Origin of the sequence: Halomonas sp. SIMBA_159 (assembly GCF_046536035.1) — a bacterium.
Lineage (GTDB): Bacteria > Pseudomonadota > Gammaproteobacteria > Pseudomonadales > Halomonadaceae > Vreelandella > Vreelandella venusta_A.
The window spans coordinates 34,036-52,338 of record NZ_JAWJBT010000003.1 but is presented as its reverse complement, the minus strand read 5'-3'; the positions used below and the strand labels follow the sequence as shown (position 1 = coordinate 52,338).

The window sequence follows — 18,303 nt, the reverse complement described above, 5'->3', positions numbered from 1 at the left end:
TATTCGGTCGCCGGATTTATCTTTATCCAGAGGCTAATTGACGTTTACGTCAACTTGCTGATATACCCTACAGGCTCCCTAATAAATTCCATAACAAGCAAATTCCATAACAAACATAACCATGAGGAAAAGTGTCATGTCCGTTCGCGAAATACCGATGTATATCGATGGCCAGCCGGTGATGTCAGCAAGCCAGGAGTGGCGAGATGTGGTTAACCCGGCGACCCAAGAGGTCGTGGCTCGCGTTCCTTTCTGTACCTCAGAGGAAGTTGAGCGTGCCATTGCCAGTGCTAAAACAGCCTTTAAAGAGTGGCGTAAGGTACCGCTGGGTAAACGCATGCGCATCATGCTCAAGCTACAGGCGCTGATTCGTGAGCACACGGGGGAGCTGGCGGCGTTAATTACCGAAGAGCACGGCAAAACCCTACCTGATGCGGAAGGTGAAGTAGGGCGCGGCTTGGAAGTGGTAGAGCACGCGTGCTCGATTACCTCGCTGCAGCTAGGCGAGCTGGCGGAAAACGCGGCGAATGAAGTAGACGTATATACCATGCATCAGCCGCTGGGGGTAGGAGCCGGTATTACCGCGTTTAACTTCCCGATTATGCTGCCCTGTTTTATGTTCCCGCTGGCCATTGCCACGGGTAATACCTTCGTGCTTAAGCCCTCCGAGCAAGATCCAAGTTCCACCATGCGCTTGGTGGAGCTAGCCCATGAGGCGGGGCTGCCTGCCGGTGTTTTGAACGTGGTGCACGGTGGCCCCGATGTGGCGAATCAAATTGCGGACCATCAAGACATCAAAGCGCTGTCGTTTATTGGCTCCACACACGTAGGTTCGCTGCTGTATAACCGCGCCGCCGCCGCAGGCAAGCGTATGCAGGCGATGATGGGCGCCAAAAACCACTGCGTTGTTATGCCGGATGCCAACCGCAGCCAAGCCATTGATAGCCTGCTGGGCTCTGCCTTTGGTGCCGCCGGGCAGCGCTGCATGGCGAACTCGGTAGTGGTGCTGGTGGGTGAAGCTCGCGAGTGGATCAAAGATATCGAAGCCGGGGCGCGCGGTATGACTGTAGGGCCAGGCACCCAGCGCGAGGCAGATTTAGGGCCGCTGGTCTCTCCGCAGGCCAAGGAGCGGGTCGAGCGTTTGATTACAGCGGGTGAAAAAGAGGGCGCAACGCTGCTAGTCGATGGCCGCGGCTGTACCGTTGAGGGCTACCCTGAAGGCAACTTCGTCGGGCCAACCCTGTTTGCCGATGTCACGGCAGACATGACCATTTATCGCGAAGAGATTTTCGGCCCGGTGCTGTGCGTGGTGAACGTGGAAACGTTAGACGACGCCATTGCGTTCATTAACGCTAATCCTAACGGCAACGGCACGTCTATCTTCACCAATTCAGGCTGGGTGGCGCGGCGTTTTGAAACCGACATCGACGTGGGCCAAATCGGCATCAACGTGCCGATTCCGGTGCCCGTTGCGTACTTCAGCTTTACCGGCTCGCGGGCGTCTAAACTGGGCGACTTGGGCCCTAACGGTAAGCAGGCCATTGCATTTTGGACGCAAACCAAAACGGTCACTGCCCGTTGGTTTGAGCCTGAAAATGTCTCTAGCGGTATTAACAGCACGATATCGCTGTAAACAATCGCTCAACACACCCCTTCTCCCTGCCGAGGGGAGAAGGGGGACGCGGGCATTAGCAGGGTTCAAACAGCGGTAAGCTGCTGGTGAGTAATTGCTTGATAGGGCCGAGCTGACTTTCGTGCAGTACCACCAAATAAGGGGCTTCAGGCTGTTCGTTGATTGGGGCGAGCAGGGCGAACTCACCCTCTTCCATATGGAATTCATGGATTTCACGAGGGCCATGAGGCGTGTCGCACTGCGAGCAGCGGTAGGTGTCATCTTCACCGTAGACCAAACGGTGGTACATCTTAAACAGTGTGTAGAGTGCCAACCCGCCCTCAAAGGCGGGCCAGCGTGCCGGTATTTCACGGATTTCATCGGTGAGGGATTTGCCCTCAGCCTGGGCGTCGGCGATGGCATGCGCCAGTGGAGCCGCTAAGATCGCTGTGTCGTCAGCAGGCAGTGGGGCATTCTGCTGTGCTGCCTTGGCAAAGCGATCAACGGCGATGTCAAAATCTTCAAGGCTGCGTAGTGGAAAGTCGGCATGTTGCAGGTCAGCCGGTTCGAAGCCGCCGTTTTCCCAACCGTGAATCACACGCAGCGTTACCTGCCCCCGCTGCATAGGGCGGGCAAGCAACGTGTGAAGCATGATACGAATATGCAGCTGGCGCTCATCCGTATCGTTTTCGAACGCACGGTAAGGGTCCGCGAAGAGTTCATGCAAACGCCCTGGCGTGTGCTCTTTTGCTTCAGAGTATGACATGGTGGTTTCCCTGTTAATGCACCGCTTTGCTCATAGCGTACGGCTCTTATGACGTCAATTCATTAAGAGTATGGCGAGCGTTAACGTGTATTGAAAGACTCTTTGGTTAGCAATTTGTTACCCAGCATTTTAAACAGACGTTTACCATCAACCACACAACGAACCATACAACAAAAAAGGTGCGCCCATGTCTGCCACGATTAGTCGTTTTAAACTGCCTGAAACGTTAGAGGATGTTCCCAGCGATATTCGTGATGCCATGCTGGCGGTTCAAGAAAAAGCTGGGTTTGTGCCAAATGTGTTTCTTATGTTGGCCCATCGACCTGACGAGTTTCGCGCCTTCTTTGCTTATCACGACGCTCTCATGGAGCGTGAGTCCGATACGCTGACCAAAGCTGAAAAAGAGATGATTGTGGTAGCTACCAGTGCCCACAATCGCTGTTTGTACTGTGTGGTGGCCCACGGCGCGCTGGTGCGCATTTACAGTAAAGACCCGCTGCTGGCCGATAATATCGCCATTAACCACCGGGTAGCAGCACTCAGTGAACGCCATCGCTGCATGCTCGATTTTGCGCTGCATAGTGCGATTGATGTGGGGGAGTTTTCGCCACAATGGCAAAGCCGCCTAGAAGAGGTGGGATTTACCCTAGATGACTGTTGGGACATTGGCGCCATTGCCGCGTTTTTTGGTATGTCGAACCGTTTGGTTACCTTAGCGGGAACGCCGCCCAACCCTGAATTTTATTTAATGGGACGCGTGCCCAAAAAGCCGGATGAATCCCCTCAATCAACATCGTAAGGCTTTACTAAGGCGCTACTTTGATTGAGGATAGCGCTCTCATTCACTGTCGCCAGGGGAGCCCAAAACGGGCTGAGAATGCGCATTTCGCAGACCCTGGAACCTGATCCGGTTTGTACCGGCGGAGGAAGTGCGACATGCCTTACCTAACGACTGTGGTACTTGGCGCAGCATTATGCTGCTTCGCTTTTTTAGGCCTCCGGGCACGGTTTGGAGGAGGTTCTCTGGATGACTACGTCACCGCGCGCAACTCGCAAACGGCGTCTACTCTCGGGCTGTCCTTTCTAGCGTCCGGCATGGGCGCGTGGATTCTCTTTGCCCCGCCGGAAATTGGTGCCTTTGTGGGCCCGGTAGCGCTACTGGGCTATGCCCTTGGTTCGGCGCTTCCGTTTATTGTGCTGGGGCTTTATGGGCCCAAAATACGCCAAGCGCTGCCTGAAGGGCGAAGCATCGCCGAGTTTGCGCAAGCCTGTTATGGCACCGGTGTGCGCCGTTTTGTGGCGCTGATCTCCGTTGCTTACATGGGCTGCTTTTTAGCCGCAGAGCTAACGGCCATTGGTGCCATTACAGCGCTGCTATCCGATGTGCCGCCTGCGCTGGTGATCATCAGCGTTGCGATGACTACATTGCTGTACACCGTGCTGGGCGGGCTGCGCGCTAGCTTGGCCACCGACCGTTGGCAGGCCTGGTTACTATTAGCCTTGTTATTGGCAGTCGCTAGCGTGACGTTGTGGCGGCTACCGACAATGCCCAACAATGCGGTGCTACCGTCATTACCATTGGGTAGTTCGCTCAGCGTGGCGTTAACCCTGGTGATTGCGGTGACGGCCGCCAACCTGTTTCATCAAGGCTACTGGCAGCGCGTGTGGGCAGCCAAAGATAGCGCAAGCCTGGGTAAAGGTGCCTGGCTGGGTGGCGGCATGACGGTGCTTGTCATTATGGTAATTGGTGGCGTGGGTATCATGGCTGCGATGAGTGGCGTGAGCCTGGGTGAGCCACCGATGCCATTTTTTGCCCTATTAAGCGATGCGCCTATCTGGATAACACTGCCTGCGCTGGTGCTGGCTGTCACTCTGGTAACCTCCAGTGTTGATACGCTCCAAAACGGCATCGCCTCGCTGTGGGCCAGTGGTGACGATACCCGTGCGCTTAATAAAGCTCGCTGGATAACCGTGGCGCTGATGGTGCCGGTGATCGTGATTGCCTTACAAGGCATATCGGTACTGCGGCTATTTCTAATTGCTGACTTGTTATGTGCCGCCATTGTGGTGCCGGTGCTGCTCGGCCTGTGGAAGCGTATGACGCCCTTGGCGGCGATCAGCGGTGGATTGGCAGGGTTTTTAGGGGCGGTGCTGCCCGGTTGGGTGAGTCAAGGGAGTTTATTAGCCGGTATGACCGCAGCCAGCTTCCCCAGCAGTATTCCTACCTTAGGCCCCTTTGTGGGGGCGTTACTGCTATCGAGCGTGGTGAGTGTGCTGATGGCGTTTGCCGTGGCTCGCCGTTCACTTACCGAAGAATCAAGGCGTTAAGCAGGAAGCCTCGTTTCGCGTTATGCTGTCAGCTGGTTAACTACTATTGTGGGTGCGATCACCATGAGCCACCTGTTACCGCCTGACGAAAACGCTCGTTTAGCCGCGCTTAACGAGCTGGCATTGCTAGATACGCCCAATGAGCCTGTTTTCGATCGCATTACGCGCTTGGTAACGGTACTGCTCGGCGTTCCCCAATCTACCATTAGCCTAATTGATGCCGACCGTCAGTGGTTTAAGTCGCAGGTGGGCGTTGATATCTCAGAAACATCACGTGATGTAGCGTTTTGTGCCTACACCGTGTTGGAAGCAGCGCCATTGGTGGTAGAAGACGCCAAGCAAGATGAGCGCTTCGCTACGAATCCGTATGTGACGAAACCGGGTGGCATCCGTTTTTACGTTGGAATACCGCTACGCAATTCTCAAGGTTTGGTGCTGGGGTCGCTATGCGCGATGGACAGTCAGCCGCGCCAGCTAAGCTCGTATGAACAGGCTGCGATGCAGGATTTAGCCGACATTGTGATTGGCGAAATCCACCTGCGCGAGCGGCTCATCAAAGAGCAAAAAATCAGTACCGCCACCCAAGAAGCGCTGTCGGCACTTCATCGAAGTCTCGAACAGCAGATAGAACGGCGAACGCGTGAGCTCAATCTGGTGATTGAGTCTGCCTACGATGCTTACCTGAGTATTGATGCTCAAGGGCGGGTGCTCGATTGGAATCGTGCCGCAGAGAGCATGTTTGGTTGGCGCCGCCAGGAGGCCCTAACCCGCCCGCTAACCGCGCTGATGTTTCCCGAAGGGTTATCTTATCCAGATAAATCCACACTCATTACCTGTGATGCAACGCGTCGCGACGGCGTTCGCTTGCCGGTAGAAGTACGCCTGAAAAGTTATGAGCTTCATGGTCGAGTACGGCGCAGCCTATTTATTCACGATATTACCGAGCGCCAGCAGCTAGAGCGCTTGCGCGACCAGCAGGCCCGTGAAGACGTATTGACGCGGCTGCCGAATCGCCGCGCCCTAGACGAGCGGCTGCCAGAGGCAATGGCACGCGTACGGCGAACGTTAAACCCGCTAGCGGTACTGTTTTTGGATTTAGACGGATTCAAACGTATCAATGATCAGCATGGCCACGCTATGGGGGACGAGCTGCTGCGCGATGTGGCCAAACGCTTGCAGCAAGCGGTGCGAGAGACGGATTTTGTTGCCCGTTGGGCAGGCGATGAATTTGTCGTGCTGCTAGAAGGGGTAACTGAAGACGCGCTAGAGCCGCTGGCGCAGAAGCTTATACATGTTCTTGAGCAGCCGCTGCAGGTGGGCAGCGCTGTATTACAGGTCAGCACCAGCATTGGGGTGGCGTTGTTTGTTCCGGATGCGGCTGAAACGGCGCATGAACTCATAAAGCGCGCGGATGTGGCTATGTACGTTGCCAAGCGGGCGGGTAAAGCACGCATTGAGTTAGCGCGTCCGGCAGATATCACTTCTAACCCTTAACGAACCCAAGGACGATAATGATTCGTTGCATATTAACGACGCCAGAAGGCGACGTACGTGAGGGCGATGTAAGCCTGATCGATGAATGGAAAACTATGCCGACTGCCCACCTGTGGGTGGATATGAAAGGGGAGAGTGAGTCCTACGAGCGCGAGGTGCTCGAGCGGTTTGATTGCCATCCCATGGCTATTCAAGATGCCCATAAAGAGCGTCACCCGCCTAAAATTGAAGAGTTTGAACATCATACGCTGATCATTTATCGCGGCATTTCCTCCTTTGATGCCCAGCTCAACTTTGTGCCTCAGCAAATCTGCTTTTTTATTGGCGAGCGATTCTTAGTCACGTTACACCCGGGTGAAGCGCTCAGTATTGAGCGCTTGTTTAGTGAGCATGGCAAAGACCTGTTATCGCAGTCGCCCGAGCAAGTGGCCCTAAAAGTGATGTACACCTCGGCTGGCTTTTACATTGATAGCCTGCTGGAGTTTGAGACGGAGTTAAGCGATCTCGAAGACGAGCTGCTTGAAAATGGCAACGATGTGTTAATGCGCAAGATCACCACTTATCGTTCACGGTTGGTGAAAATGCGCCGCATCTTTAGCTACCATAAAGGTATTACGCAAGAGCTAACGGCTTATGACTACGCCCATCTCCCCCGAGGAGAGAGCGAAACGCTCCATGCAATTACCGATGTAGAAGAGCGTTTTGAACGTCTCTATACATTGACGCAAATGTACTACGATATTTGCGGTGACTTGGTGGATGGCTACATCTCTATTTCGTCTCACCAGTTAAATATCACCATGCGCGTATTGACGGTGATTACCGCGATTTTTGTCCCGCTGACGTTTATTGCCGGTATTTACGGCATGAACTTTGAGTACATGCCCGAGCTGAGCTATCAGTATGGCTACTTCTTCGTTTGGGGTGCCATGCTGGGTATTGGCGCTATTTTAATCTGGTTGTTTAAACGCAAAGACTGGTTTTAAAGCCCTTGTTAGCTCGCCAACTGGCGTAAGCGAAACGCAAGCAGGCAAAGACCCAATGCAATGCATAGCCATAGGGTGGCTAATAAAATAGGGAAAGCACGGGCCCCAACGATATCCAGCAGCGGGCCCGTCAACGAGGGAATAATTAGCGCACCGCACCCGGCTGCGGTAAAAATCGCGCCGGTGGTGCGCCCCAGCATCACAATAGATTGATTGCACAGAGCGAAAAGGGTCGGGAAAAAGGCAGACGCCGATAGCCCAAATAGCAGCGCCCCCACGCTTAACGGCAGCCAATGAGCGTGCAGCCCCGCTGAGGCGCTCAATCCTAGGGCTAAACAACCGGTAAGCACTTGCCAAGGCGAGCAAATACGTAGCAGCGGAATGGCCATTAATCGGCCCGCGGACAGTGCCAGCCAAAACAGCGTGGCCAACAGTGCCGCCTGCTCATTAGTCAGTCCTGAGAGCGTTCCGTAGGCCGTTACCCAGCCTGCAAAGGTAATTTCGATACCGACATACACCGCAAATAGCAGCATAAAAAGGCCCAATAGCCACGGGTCGCGATGTTTTACGTGTGTAAGGGTGTCGTCCTGGCTTGTGTCTACGGCAGCCATTGTAGGGCTGGCAAAGCGTGAAAGCGGCCACAGCATCGCGACCAAGCTTAATCCAACAATCCAAAAGGTGAGCTGAAACTGCCCGGTGAGCGAAAGCGCGGCAATCATGATGAGCGGTGTAAGCATATTGCCAAAGCTAAAACAGAAGTGCAGAGCGCTCACGTTAGGGCCGGCGGCATCGCGGTGAAGCCAGAGTAGCAGGGTATTGCCGCCTGCATTTAAGGAGACTTCTGCAAACCCCAATAACATAAACAGCAGTGTGAGTAGCACCAGAAGAGGACTAAGTGGCGCAACCGCCAGCCCCGCGACCGCAAGGCCCCCCATCATTAACAGCACTCGGTGGCCATTAAAGCGGTCCATCAAGAGGCCCGTCACGATAGCACCGCTCATATTACCCACCGCTCGGGCAGTAAATAGGATCGCAATCTGGCTCATGGACGAGCCGCTTGCCTGCGCTAAATGCGGTAGCGCAGGGCCTAATAGCCCGCCCGTCATACCGATGGCGATAAAAAGTCCAAAATAGGACCAGGTCAGGCGGCGATGATACGCAGAAGTGAAGTGAAGCATACCGTTCCTTGGCAGGGACTGAGAGCGGATGTGTTAAGCGTGTGTATCACCCAGGATGCAAACCTAGCGCTCAACATGCATAGAAACGCATCCTTCATTGACTAGCTTGGCTTCTTTTTAAGCGCATCACCATTGGCGAAAAGTTGACGCTCTGCCATGTGGTTTGCCGAGGAGTGTGGCATGCTCGCACTCGACCAACGACTTGCAACTCACCAGAGAGTGAACACCATGACCATGATGATCTTAGGCCTGCTGATATTTCTTGGCGGGCACTCGGTACGTATTTTTGCGGAATCCTGGCGTCAGCAGCAGATCGCCGCACGCGGCGAAGGCACCTGGAAAGTAGCTTACTCCGTAGTCGCCGTAGTGGGGCTTGCTATCGCGATTTACGGCTACGGGCAAACACGCTTAGACCCTATTAATATCTGGTTTCCGCCGATGGGGTTGCGCCATGCGGTAGCGCTGTTGATGCTGCCTGCATTTATTATGCTGGCGGCGGCCTACGTGCCGGGTAACGCGATTAAAGCCAAGCTGGGCCACCCGATGATGCTGGCCGTCAAAGTCTGGGCGTTTGCCCACCTGATAGTGAACGGGCGGCTGGGCGATATCCTCTTTTTTGCAGCGTTTCTCGTCTGGGCCATTTTGGCGTTTAAAGCTGCCAAGCAGCGTAGCCGCCAGCAACCCTCTGCGCCTCAAGCCACCTCGCTGCCAGCCACATTGGCAACGGTTGCCATCGGTCTTGTGGCCTATGGGCTGTTCGCGTTCTACCTGCACCAGGTCATCATCGGTGTGCCTGTGTTTGGCTAGTCCCTTGAACCTCGCCGGGCGTTTGTTATTGTCGCGGCTTATGTACCGATAAGGAGCCAACCCATGGCCCATACGGAAAATCGCGCAGACACACCCACGACGGCTGCCATGCCCATCCCCACCACGATGTCGGCCATGCTGTTAACTGGCCACGGTGATGTGGACGCACTTCAGTATCGTGACGATGTACCTACTCCAACGCCCGGCCCTGGTCAGGTGCTAGTGCAAGTAACAGCCACGGCAAAGAACAACACCGACCGTAAAGCGCGTGAAGGGCTGTACCCTACCAAGGGCAAAGAGGAGGTGACCTCGTTTGCGATGGGCGGCTCGCCGACGCTGACGTTTCCCCGTATCCAAGGAGCTGATGTGGCGGGAAGGATCGTCGCCGTCGGTGAGGGTGTGGACGCGCAGCGTATAGGCGAGCGCGGCCTGTTGGATTTCAATCTGTATGCGGATGAGCGTCGCGATATTAACCTGACGCCGGACTACTACGGCCATGGGGCCGATGGCGGCTACGCCGAGTACGTGGCGGTGCCAGCCGACCAGTTCCACCACGTGGCGAATCCCGAGCTGCACGATGCGGAGCTTGCCGCCATGGGCATGTGCTCTTATCAAACGGCTTACCATATGATGACCGCCGCTAATGTGTGCGCTGGCGAGCGAGTGCTCGTCAGTGGTGCCAGCGGTGGGGTGGGCACTGCACTGATTCAGCTGTGCCGCATTGTGGGCGCCATTCCCTATGCCGTCAGCCAGCTCGATAAAGCCGAAGCGCTGCGTGCGCTGGGCGCAGAAGCGGTGATCGACCGTGGTGACCTACCGACGTTTGTCGAGCGTGTGTTGGCAGCAACCAACGGCCAAGCCATTGGTGCTGTGATGGATCTCGTCGGCGGTGAAATGACCGACCTGTTTATCGACACCATGATTGGCGATATGCGCAGGCGTAGCACCTACCCGCGGCTCTCCATTGCCGGTGCTAGCGGCGGCAATCTTAGCGAGATCATGTGGACGCGTATTTACCTCTATCAGGTGCAAATCTTCGGTGTCTCCCACGGTACCCGCGAAGAGGCAGAGCAACTGATCGCCTGGATTCGCAGCGGTGAGCTGAAGCCGGTGCTGCATGGGGCGTTCAAACTCTCTGACTTGCATCAGGCCGAGCGCTACTTCGTGAACCGGGGCAGTAACTATCTGGGGAAAATCGTTATTGTCCCCGATGCTCAGTGGGACACCCACGGAGCCCCGTTTGCCATTACCACTGCCTAGGAGCCGGGTGAGTGAAAAATCTTCATACGATTCAATTGTTGGACACGCATGCGGGCGGCGATGTTAGCCGCATCGTCACCGGCGGTATCGATGCGCTGCCCGGTGCCACGGTGCGACAGAAGATGGAGTACCTGCGTGACGATGCCGATGGCCTTAGGCGCTTGCTGCTGGAAGAGCCCTACGGCATTCCAGAGATGTCAGTGGATCTCCTGGTGCCCGCCACCGACCCAGAAGCGGTGGCCGGTTACATCATTATGGAAGTGATGGGCTACCCGATTTATTCGGGTTCTAACACGCTGTGTACCGCCACTGCTGTGCTGGAAACGGGCATCGTGCCAAAGCAAGAGGGTATTCAACGCTTTAAACTGGAAGCCCCGGCGGGCCTGGTGCAAATCGAAGCCCGCGTACGTAACGGGGTGGTCGAATCGGTCACCTGCGAAGGCTTGCCCAGCTATATCGATACCTATCGAGACACCCTTCACGTGCCGGGCATTGGCGAGGTGACTTACTCAGTCGCCTACAGCGGTGGTTTTTACGCCTTGGTCGATGCCGAGGCTTTGGGCTTTAAGCTGGTACGCGACGAAGAGCAAGCGCTAGCCGCCTGTGCTCACAAAATCGTTGAGGCGATCCAAGCTCAGCGTGGCTTCTCCCACTACACCCTGGGCGATGTGGGGCCGCTGCCGTTTCTGCACTTTATGGGGCCAGAAGAGCAGGTAGCGGAAGGCTACATCCGTTCGCGTTCCACGACCTATGTGCATCCTGGCGTTATCTGCCGCAGCACTACGGGTACCGGCACGTCGGCGCGGCTGGCGCTGATGAACTATGAAGGACGGTTAAACCTAGGCGACAAACTGGAAACGGTATCGCTAAGGGAGACTGGTTTTATTGGCACGTTTACCGGAACGCATCAGGAAGGTGCCTACCAAGTGGTGGAAAACACCATTACCGGGCGAAGCTACGTGCTGGCAGAGTCGAAGATTGTGATTAACTGCGACGACCCAATGGTCACCTGCGGCGAGCTGCATCACATTCTGAGCGACCGTCATAGCGAGTAACACCGCTGGGCTTAGCGGGTGGTGGTCCCTGCGTCCACATAGCCTTGTTGCTCAATACGTTCCCATACCGGGGCCTTCTCGGCCTCGGTCATGTTTCCCCAGCAGGCGATTTCATCCAGCGTACGTCCACAGCCCTGGCAAATCTGAGTGCTTGGCTCTATTTGGCAGACGTGAATACAGGGCGATAGCGGACGAGGAGACGTTGGCATTTGGGTCACTGTGTTAGGCATGGAAGAATATTAAGAGCAGGATAAACCTTAGCCCACCGGTACTTTACCACGCAGCGACTTAATTTTGCCTTTGCGGGTTTTATGATCCACACGGCGGCGCTGAGAGCCTTTGGTAGGCTTAGTAGGGCGGCGCGCTTTGGGCTGTTTCGCTACGCTTTGAAGCAAGACTTGCAGGCGCTTTAGTGCATCCTCTTTGTTCAGCTCAAGCGTGCGATAGCTCTGAGCTTTAATAATCACCACGCCCTCTTTGCTGATGCGCTGGTCAGAGAGGGCCATTAAGCGCTCTTTGTAAACAGGCGGCAGCGTTGAGCGCTGAATATCAAAACGCAGATGTACGGCAGAGGCGACTTTATTCACGTTCTGACCGCCTGCGCCCTGCGCGCGAATTTGGCTAATATCGATTTCCCAGTCGGCAAGGCTAACGCTATTAGAAATAGTGAGCATTCAATTCCCTGGTATCCCAATGAGTCTATAAGGCTAACACACTTGACAGTGAGCAGGCTGCGGCGGCCTATTAAGGAACATCTCTCCACCACAAGATAAGGAGCGCCCATGGATGCCCTATTAGAACAATCACCGCTGAGTTCGGGAACTCTCTACCGCCTGCTATCGGGCAGCGTATGTCCTCGTCCTATTGCCTGGGTCGCTACCCAGGACAAACGCGGAAACACCAACCTAGCCCCATTCTCGTTTTTTAACGTGGCCAGTATTGATCCGCCTATTCTGGCGTTCTCACCGCTTCTGGATGGCAGCGCTCAGCCCAAAGACACGCTGCTGAATTTAGAGGAAGTCGAAGAGTGCGTGGTGCACGTGGGCACTGAAGGACTAGTGGAAGCGCTTAATACCACCAGTGCCAGCCTCCCCCGTGGAGAGGATGAATTCACGCTGGCGGGGCTTGAGAAGGCCGCGATGCAAGGCGTTCGCGTGCCGCGTATTAAAGCGGCACCGGTCGCCTTCGGTTGCAAACTAGTGGATGTGGTCCGCTTTGGCAATCGGCCACTGGCAGGCAGCTTAATATTGGTGCAAATCGTCGCCGTACATATCGATGATGCCCTATGGGATGGCCGCCATGTTGATATGGATGCGCTTCAACCTATCGGCCGACTCGCTGGTAGCGACTACGTGCGCATTACCGACCGTTTTGCCATTCAACGGCCAGCGTAACCAATGACACGTTTTATTACATTCTGTTTAAAGCTAGCTCAGCTTAAGTCGTATATTCTTTGGCCGATAAAAGAAAAACGTATCATCTGCTGAGGGTAAATCAATGGGGCGAATTACAACATGGCTAATGGCCACCGGTCTAATCGTTGCGCCACTGGCGCACGCAGACCTTGAAGTGGGGATGGTCGCCCCTGCCAGCGGCGGGGCTGCGCCGTTAGGTATTGGCATGCAGCAGGGCGTTGAGACGTACTTTGCCAAGCTCAATGCGGAAGGAGGCGTTAACGGCCAATCGCTGAGCCTAACCACCTTTGATGACCAATATGCGCCGTTGCAGGCTGCTAAGTACAGTCGTGAACTGGTGGGTAACGACAACTTATTGGCGGCGATTGGCAATGTCGGGACACCCACCGCCGCGGTGACCATTCCGATTTACAATCAGGAGAAAACGCTCCTGTTTGGCGCATTTACCGGAGCCGGTATCCTGCGCCGCTCCCCGCCCGACCGCTATGTAATTAACTACCGGGCCAGCTATGTTCAAGAGACAGCCACGATGATTGATGGGCTGCTGGACGCGGGTATACAGCCAGAAGAGATCGCGTTTTTCACCCAAAATGACAGCTTCGGCGATGCAGGCTATAACGGCGCGATTCGTGCACTGAATGCTCAAGGCATCTCGGATACCTCCCAGCTGGTGCATGGCCGTTTTACGCGCGGAACCCGGAATATTCACCAGGGCTTAGCCACTATTTTGCAGGCCCCGGTAACCCCTCGCGCGGTGATTATTGTCGGCACCTTTGGCCCTGCCGCCGATTTTATTCGTGAAGCGCGTCAAGACCTCCCCGACACGATTTTCCTCAATGTCTCCTTTGTGGGTAGCCAAGCACTGCTAGAGACGCTGGGCCCACTAGCGGAAGGGGTCATCGTTACTCAAGTGGTGCCACCGTTAGATGCTGATCTGCCTGCCGTTGAAGAGTATCGCCAAGCGATGGCAGAGCACACCCCGAACGCAACGCTCGATTTTATCTCCCTAGAAGGTTACCTGGCCGCCAAACTTTTCGCCGAGGGTGTTAAAGCCGCAGGCAGTAATCCTGACCGAGAGGCCGTGGTGGATGGCTTATTAAGCCTTGGCAGTATTGATATTGGCGTGGGTGAACCGCTCACCTTAGGGCCGAATGACCACCAGGCAAGCGATGCGGTATGGCCCACTATTATCCGAAACGGCCAGTTCGAGCCGGTGGATTGGGCTAGCGTAGCGCCGTAACGGGTTGTTAACGTTTCATTTGCTTTACCTCTGACACAGCGAATACCTCTAATGAAAAAAACCATAAGCATCCGCGCGATGCTGATTAGCCTCTTTGCTGCTGCGGTGCTGGGCAGTATTGTGCTGGCGGGCACCGGTTGGATGACCAACCAGAGGCTCATTAATGTGCAGCATTTTATTACTGATGAGGTACTGCCGCTTCAGGATGCCAGCCGCAGCATGGTGCTGACGATGGGCGCGTTCGGCCAGCGGCATGCCGATTTGCTAGCGGTAGGTAATGCCCAAGAGTTGGAGCAGGTCACACCTCGCAGTGAGCTAGATACGCGCTACAGCCAAGCACGCGCAGGGCTTGCACGTATTGAGCAAACAGATGTTGCTGGGCAATTAACCGCGTTAGATAGCGAATACCAAGCCCTGTTAACAGGCGATGAGGCGCTGGAGAGTGTTCGTCGTGATGCGTTGAGCCTGCAGGCTCAGATGGCCGAGCAAATTACCCAAATGGAAGCGGCCATCACCAACGTGATGCGCAGTGCCGAAGATATTGCGGGCCGTACGGCGCTGGCTCAGGTGCGTGAAGAGCGTCGCCAGCGAGAGCTTATGGAGGCCTGGCGTGAAGAGGGCTCCACCACGTTGCCCACTCAAATTCTAGATAATATGTTCACCGCCCGGGTAGATATTAGTCGCCTGAGCGGCAATGCCCGCATGGCGGTTGCCACGCTGTCCGATTTAGGGCGGCAAATGATGCAGGTGGATAGCATTGATGCGTTGGTCAACCTGCGCAGCAACGAGATTTCCCAGCAAGTGTCTCTGGCCCGCCAGTCTCTGGCAGCGATTGCCGATGCCTCTAGCACCACCGTCGAACAGCGCGTATTGATTAGCGAACTCGATGCGGTGATTGTTGAGTTAAACGGCTTAATGGTTGAGGACGCTGACTCGGTCTACGCTCTGCGCCAGCAGCAGTTGGACCTGAGTGCCCAAGTGCAGGCCGCACTGGCCAACGTGGCGGCCGCAACAACTCAAATGCGTGCTGCGCTAAGTGACATCGAAGCCTACACCGTTGCCCAGGCTGCCAGCGCCAGTGAGGAAGCCGAAACGTTGGCAAACGCTGGGCGTACTCTGCTGATTTTGGTGACTGCGGGTGTGATTGTGGTGCTGGCGATTTTCGGTTGGAGAACCCTGGTTCGCGTGCTGGGCCCGCTGGTCGCCATGCGCCGCCAGATGGAGAGCATTAGCGGTGCGGCGGGCGAAAATGCCGACTTATCCATGCGCCTCGCGTTGCAGCGTAACGACGAAGTAGGGCAGGCGGCGCAGGCCTTTAACCGCATGATGGACACCTTTGAGAGCATGGTGTCGCAAATTCGCGAGAGTGCTGAAGCCATCGCCTCAAGCAGCCGTCAGATCGCCGCCGGTAATGAAAACCTCTCCCAGCGTACCGACCAGCAGGCAGCTTCACTGGCGGAAACAGCCTCAAGCCTTGAGCAGATCACCGCCACGGTAAAACAGACCGCTGACTACGCTGACCAAGCGAAAGGCGCCAGTGGCAGTGTGGATGACCGAGCGCGCTCAGCGGGCGATGTAGCCAAACGCACGACGGCTGCCATGAGCGATATTCGTCAGGCGAGCGAGAAGATCACCTCGATCATTAAAGCCATCGACGATATTGCCTTCCAGACTAACCTGCTGGCACTGAACGCCTCCGTGGAAGCGGCACGGGCGGGAGAGCAGGGCCGTGGCTTTGCCGTCGTGGCCCAGGAAGTGCGCAAGCTGGCGGGCCGCAGTGCAGAAGAGGCCGCGCAAATTCGCCACTTAGTCGACGACAGCGTGAAAAAAGTCAGCGAGGGCGAGCAGCTCGTGAACGCCTCCAGCCATCACTTGCAGGACATTATCGATAGCCTTTCTGAAGTGACCCGCTACGTCACCGAAATTGCCGATGCCACTAAAGAGCAGTCGGCGGGTATCGACCAAATTAACCAGGCGATTTCCCAGCTGGATCAAGTAACGCATCAAAATGCGCGCTTGGTTCAGGATGCCTCCAGCGCTAGCCAAACGCTGGATGAGCGCGCGGGCGACATGCACACGCTGGTTAGCCGCTTTCACGTTAGCCACAGCGCCGGACAACAGGCTGCGCTGCCTGCTCGAGAAGAGCACGCGCGCCTAACGTAACCCAAGAAGTGGGTCCTGCGTTCTTACCGCGGGCACCGAAAGGTGCCCGCGGTTTTTGTATTGACGGTTGAACTTTAGGCGTACTGCCTACACTGATAGAGAAGACACGATAGACAAGGAGGCAATATGACGACCCTAGTGATTGGTGCCAATGGTCAAATCGGGAAACAGTTTTGTGAGCTCGCCAAGCAAGCGGGCACGCCAATTAAAGCGATGGTGCGCAGTGAAGAGCAGGCCGCTTGGTTCCAGGAGCGGGGTATTAACGCCGTAGTGGGCGATTTAGAAGGCGAGTTTGAACATGCCTTTGATGGGTGTGATCAAGTCGTCTTTACCGCTGGCTCAGGCCCTCATACGGGGCCAGATAAAACACTGATGATTGATCTGTTTGGCGCTATCCGAGCCGCTGATATCGCAAGCCAGCGCGGGCTGTCGCGCTACATCATGGTGAGCGCTATCCGTGCCGAAAAGCCCTTAGAAGCGCCAGAGAAAATGCGCCCCTACATGGCCGCAAAATTCGCCGCCGATGCCCATCTTCGTCATAGCGATGTCTCCCATGTGATTCTCAAGCCAGGCCGACTCACCGATGACGAGCCGACCCATAAGTTTGCCAACAGCTTAGAGGAAGCGGGGGAGAACCATATTTCGCGTGCCAATGTGGCCTATGCCCTGCTACGCGTGGTGCAAGCGCCTGACCTTATCAATCAGGAAATTACCCTCCTAGACGGCAAACGCCCCATCGACGCTTTGCTATAACCCATGCCATCAAATGATCAAGCTCGCCCATTCGTCGCGGGCTTTTTGCTGTGTGGAAGGTTTTTTGTCTGTAGTAACGGCTTACTACCCATCGAATAAGGCGGCTTGCTAGTCTGCTTTTACACGCGTTGAGCGTGCTCCATCTAAGACAATCACAAGGAGAACGGAGATGAGCAGTAAACGTATTTTGATGATCACCGGCGACTTCACTGAAGATTATGAAACCATGGTGCCCTTTCAAGCGCTGATAGCGGTGGGGCATCGCGTTGATGCGGTATGCCCCGGTAAAGCCTCGGGGGATACGGTTGCCACCGCGATCCACGACTTTGAAGGCGACCAGACCTACACCGAAAAGCCGGGCCATCGGTTTGCGCTAAATGCAGATTTCGCCAGCATCAACCCGGCGGATTACGATGCCCTGGTCGTGCCCGGCGGCCGTGCGCCTGAGTACCTGCGCCTCAATAAAGAAGTGCTCGCCATGGTGAAGCACTTTTTTGATACTCAAAAACCGGTGGCGGCGATTTGCCATGGTGCTCAGCTGCTGGCCGCTGCCAAGGTGTTGGAAGGCAAGCAGTGTTCGGCGTATCCGGCTTGCCAGCCAGAAGTTGAGCTTGCCGGTGGGCGGTTTGCGGATATAGACGTTACCGACGCGGTGACCGATGGCAATCTTGTGACTGCCCCGGCGTGGCCTGCCCATCCCGCTTGGCTGGCGCAGTTTATGGTGTTACTGAATAAGTAGCATCATACCCATTAGGGTGCGCGCCCCTACTGGGCGCGCACTGCGTCAGCCGCTATGCTGAAGGCAGAAGGCGTGTGAGGAGGTCATGACCATGTGCAAACTGTTTATTGATGCGGACCCAGCGCTGTGGCACAGCGCCACCCACTCGTTGCGCATCGATGGCATGGTGACCAGCGTGCGGATGGAGAACTACTTCTGGCAGCTGCTGGAAGAGATTGCCCAGCGCGATGGTATGAACACTGCGCAAATGATCACTCGGCTTTACCATGAGTCGATTGACGCTGGGCACGACCTGGGCAACTTCACCTCGTTTTTGCGCGTGTGCGCATTGCGCTACCAAGCCCTACAGCTCAGCGGCGATATACCGCTAAGCGTGACGATACCCATCGGTGAGCTGGACGCCGAGCAGATTCTTGCCCGTGAAAGCGCGTTGAGTGATAGCACGTTGCGTGAAACTACGTTGCATCAAGGCGAGCCGTATAAAAAGCACGTTCACTAGCGTCGTTA

The 18,303-nt window shown here is 55.6% G+C and carries 18 protein-coding genes and 1 riboswitch; of the genes, 14 read left to right on the top strand and 4 right to left on the bottom strand.

What is annotated here, in order from left to right; genetic code table 11:
• Positions 1–136: 136 nt before the first annotated feature.
• Positions 137–1,633 (top strand): CoA-acylating methylmalonate-semialdehyde dehydrogenase, encoded by a 1,497-nt coding sequence (locus tag R0J87_RS02590; RefSeq protein ID WP_404342870.1) that lies wholly within the window; start codon positions 137–139, stop codon positions 1,631–1,633.
• A 55-nt stretch (positions 1,634–1,688) separates the two neighbouring features.
• Here the strand turns inward: R0J87_RS02590 and R0J87_RS02585 are convergent, their stop codons facing one another.
• On the bottom strand, positions 1,689–2,378 hold the full coding sequence (locus tag R0J87_RS02585; RefSeq protein ID WP_498884185.1) for a hypothetical protein: 690 nt from the start codon (positions 2,376–2,378) through the stop codon (positions 1,689–1,691).
• 187 nt (positions 2,379–2,565) lie between these two features.
• Here R0J87_RS02585 and R0J87_RS02580 point away from each other — a divergent pair, with 187 nt between their 5' ends.
• The 4 genes from R0J87_RS02580 to corA all read left to right on the top strand — a co-directional run bounded on the left by R0J87_RS02580 (position 2,566) and on the right by corA (position 7,186).
• Entirely contained in the window at positions 2,566–3,177 is a 612-nt protein-coding gene (locus tag R0J87_RS02580) for a peroxidase-related enzyme (protein ID WP_498884184.1), read from the top strand.
• 44 nt (positions 3,178–3,221) lie between these two features.
• Positions 3,222–3,325: riboswitch (TPP riboswitch) on the top strand.
• Complete coding sequence (locus tag R0J87_RS02575; RefSeq protein WP_498884182.1) at positions 3,315–4,706, top strand: SLC5/6 family protein; 1,392 nt, start codon at positions 3,315–3,317, stop codon at positions 4,704–4,706. Its footprint overlaps the riboswitch before it by 11 nt.
• 63 nt (positions 4,707–4,769) lie before the next feature.
• Positions 4,770–6,200 carry a sensor domain-containing diguanylate cyclase gene (locus R0J87_RS02570; protein ID WP_498884181.1) on the top strand — a complete coding sequence of 477 codons (1,431 nt, stop codon included), beginning with the start codon at positions 4,770–4,772 and terminating at the stop codon, positions 6,198–6,200.
• 17 nt (positions 6,201–6,217) lie between these two features.
• The gene (gene corA, locus R0J87_RS02565) at positions 6,218–7,186 is read left to right on the top strand and encodes a magnesium/cobalt transporter CorA (protein ID WP_404342860.1); all 969 of its coding nucleotides are present in this window, start codon (positions 6,218–6,220) and stop codon (positions 7,184–7,186) included.
• 8 nt (positions 7,187–7,194) lie between these two features.
• Here corA and R0J87_RS02560 read toward each other — a convergent pair whose 3' ends face one another.
• Positions 7,195–8,364: an MFS transporter gene (locus tag R0J87_RS02560; RefSeq protein ID WP_498884179.1), complete on the bottom strand. Its 1,170-nt coding sequence runs from the start codon at positions 8,362–8,364 to the stop codon at positions 7,195–7,197.
• A 228-nt stretch (positions 8,365–8,592) separates the two neighbouring features.
• Between R0J87_RS02560 and R0J87_RS02555 the strand changes: the two genes are divergently transcribed.
• The 3 genes from R0J87_RS02555 to R0J87_RS02545 all read left to right on the top strand — a co-directional run bounded on the left by R0J87_RS02555 (position 8,593) and on the right by R0J87_RS02545 (position 11,486).
• Entirely contained in the window at positions 8,593–9,171 is a 579-nt protein-coding gene (locus R0J87_RS02555) for an NnrU family protein (RefSeq protein WP_498884363.1), read from the top strand.
• Positions 9,172–9,234: 63 nt separating this feature from the next.
• Complete coding sequence (locus tag R0J87_RS02550; RefSeq protein ID WP_498884177.1) at positions 9,235–10,431, top strand: alcohol dehydrogenase catalytic domain-containing protein; 1,197 nt, start codon at positions 9,235–9,237, stop codon at positions 10,429–10,431.
• An 11-nt stretch (positions 10,432–10,442) separates the two neighbouring features.
• Positions 10,443–11,486 (top strand): proline racemase family protein, encoded by a 1,044-nt coding sequence (locus tag R0J87_RS02545; protein ID WP_498884175.1) that lies wholly within the window; start codon positions 10,443–10,445, stop codon positions 11,484–11,486.
• Between the two features lie 11 nt (positions 11,487–11,497).
• Here R0J87_RS02545 and R0J87_RS02540 read toward each other — a convergent pair whose 3' ends face one another.
• Entirely contained in the window at positions 11,498–11,695 is a 198-nt protein-coding gene (locus R0J87_RS02540) for a DUF1289 domain-containing protein (protein WP_498884174.1), read from the bottom strand.
• 48 nt (positions 11,696–11,743) lie between these two features.
• Positions 11,744–12,160 (bottom strand): alternative ribosome rescue aminoacyl-tRNA hydrolase ArfB, encoded by a 417-nt coding sequence (arfB, locus tag R0J87_RS02535; RefSeq protein ID WP_404463543.1) that lies wholly within the window; start codon positions 12,158–12,160, stop codon positions 11,744–11,746.
• Positions 12,161–12,268: 108 nt separating this feature from the next.
• On the opposite strand from arfB, the gene R0J87_RS02530 reads away from it, so the two are divergent.
• From R0J87_RS02530 to R0J87_RS02505, 6 genes are all read left to right on the top strand, one after another.
• On the top strand, positions 12,269–12,880 hold the full coding sequence (locus tag R0J87_RS02530; protein ID WP_498884173.1) for a flavin reductase family protein: 612 nt from the start codon (positions 12,269–12,271) through the stop codon (positions 12,878–12,880).
• A 103-nt stretch (positions 12,881–12,983) separates the two neighbouring features.
• Positions 12,984–14,141 (top strand): ABC transporter substrate-binding protein, encoded by a 1,158-nt coding sequence (locus tag R0J87_RS02525; protein ID WP_498884171.1) that lies wholly within the window; start codon positions 12,984–12,986, stop codon positions 14,139–14,141.
• A 51-nt stretch (positions 14,142–14,192) separates the two neighbouring features.
• On the top strand, positions 14,193–16,304 hold the full coding sequence (locus tag R0J87_RS02520; RefSeq protein WP_404342842.1) for a methyl-accepting chemotaxis protein: 2,112 nt from the start codon (positions 14,193–14,195) through the stop codon (positions 16,302–16,304).
• Positions 16,305–16,430: 126 nt separating this feature from the next.
• Positions 16,431–17,057 carry an SDR family oxidoreductase gene (locus R0J87_RS02515; RefSeq protein ID WP_498884169.1) on the top strand — a complete coding sequence of 209 codons (627 nt, stop codon included), beginning with the start codon at positions 16,431–16,433 and terminating at the stop codon, positions 17,055–17,057.
• A 169-nt stretch (positions 17,058–17,226) separates the two neighbouring features.
• Complete coding sequence (locus tag R0J87_RS02510) at positions 17,227–17,796, top strand: DJ-1/PfpI family protein (protein WP_498884167.1); 570 nt, start codon at positions 17,227–17,229, stop codon at positions 17,794–17,796.
• A 91-nt stretch (positions 17,797–17,887) separates the two neighbouring features.
• Positions 17,888–18,295: a ribbon-helix-helix domain-containing protein gene (locus R0J87_RS02505; RefSeq protein ID WP_498884361.1), complete on the top strand. Its 408-nt coding sequence runs from the start codon at positions 17,888–17,890 to the stop codon at positions 18,293–18,295.
• Positions 18,296–18,303: the final 8 nt, after the last annotated feature.

Bases quoted from the DNA above. Each gene is read 5' to 3' on its own strand.
- R0J87_RS02590 (WP_404342870.1), top strand. From the start codon at position 137: ATGTCCGTTCGCGAAATACCGATGTATATCGATGGCCAGCCGGTGATG.
- R0J87_RS02585 (WP_498884185.1), bottom strand. From the start codon at position 2,378: ATGTCATACTCTGAAGCAAAAGAGCACACGCCAGGGCGTTTGCATGAA.
- R0J87_RS02580 (WP_498884184.1), top strand. From the start codon at position 2,566: ATGTCTGCCACGATTAGTCGTTTTAAACTGCCTGAAACGTTAGAGGAT.
- R0J87_RS02575 (WP_498884182.1), top strand. From the start codon at position 3,315: ATGCCTTACCTAACGACTGTGGTACTTGGCGCAGCATTATGCTGCTTC.
- R0J87_RS02570 (WP_498884181.1), top strand. From the start codon at position 4,770: ATGAGCCACCTGTTACCGCCTGACGAAAACGCTCGTTTAGCCGCGCTT.
- corA (WP_404342860.1), top strand. From the start codon at position 6,218: ATGATTCGTTGCATATTAACGACGCCAGAAGGCGACGTACGTGAGGGC.
- R0J87_RS02560 (WP_498884179.1), bottom strand. From the start codon at position 8,364: ATGCTTCACTTCACTTCTGCGTATCATCGCCGCCTGACCTGGTCCTAT.
- R0J87_RS02555 (WP_498884363.1), top strand. From the start codon at position 8,593: ATGACCATGATGATCTTAGGCCTGCTGATATTTCTTGGCGGGCACTCG.
- R0J87_RS02550 (WP_498884177.1), top strand. From the start codon at position 9,235: ATGGCCCATACGGAAAATCGCGCAGACACACCCACGACGGCTGCCATG.
- R0J87_RS02540 (WP_498884174.1), bottom strand. From the start codon at position 11,695: ATGCCAACGTCTCCTCGTCCGCTATCGCCCTGTATTCACGTCTGCCAA.
- arfB (WP_404463543.1), bottom strand. From the start codon at position 12,160: ATGCTCACTATTTCTAATAGCGTTAGCCTTGCCGACTGGGAAATCGAT.
- R0J87_RS02530 (WP_498884173.1), top strand. From the start codon at position 12,269: ATGGATGCCCTATTAGAACAATCACCGCTGAGTTCGGGAACTCTCTAC.
- R0J87_RS02525 (WP_498884171.1), top strand. From the start codon at position 12,984: ATGGGGCGAATTACAACATGGCTAATGGCCACCGGTCTAATCGTTGCG.
- R0J87_RS02520 (WP_404342842.1), top strand. From the start codon at position 14,193: ATGAAAAAAACCATAAGCATCCGCGCGATGCTGATTAGCCTCTTTGCT.
- R0J87_RS02515 (WP_498884169.1), top strand. From the start codon at position 16,431: ATGACGACCCTAGTGATTGGTGCCAATGGTCAAATCGGGAAACAGTTT.
- R0J87_RS02510 (WP_498884167.1), top strand. From the start codon at position 17,227: ATGAGCAGTAAACGTATTTTGATGATCACCGGCGACTTCACTGAAGAT.
- R0J87_RS02505 (WP_498884361.1), top strand. From the start codon at position 17,888: ATGTGCAAACTGTTTATTGATGCGGACCCAGCGCTGTGGCACAGCGCC.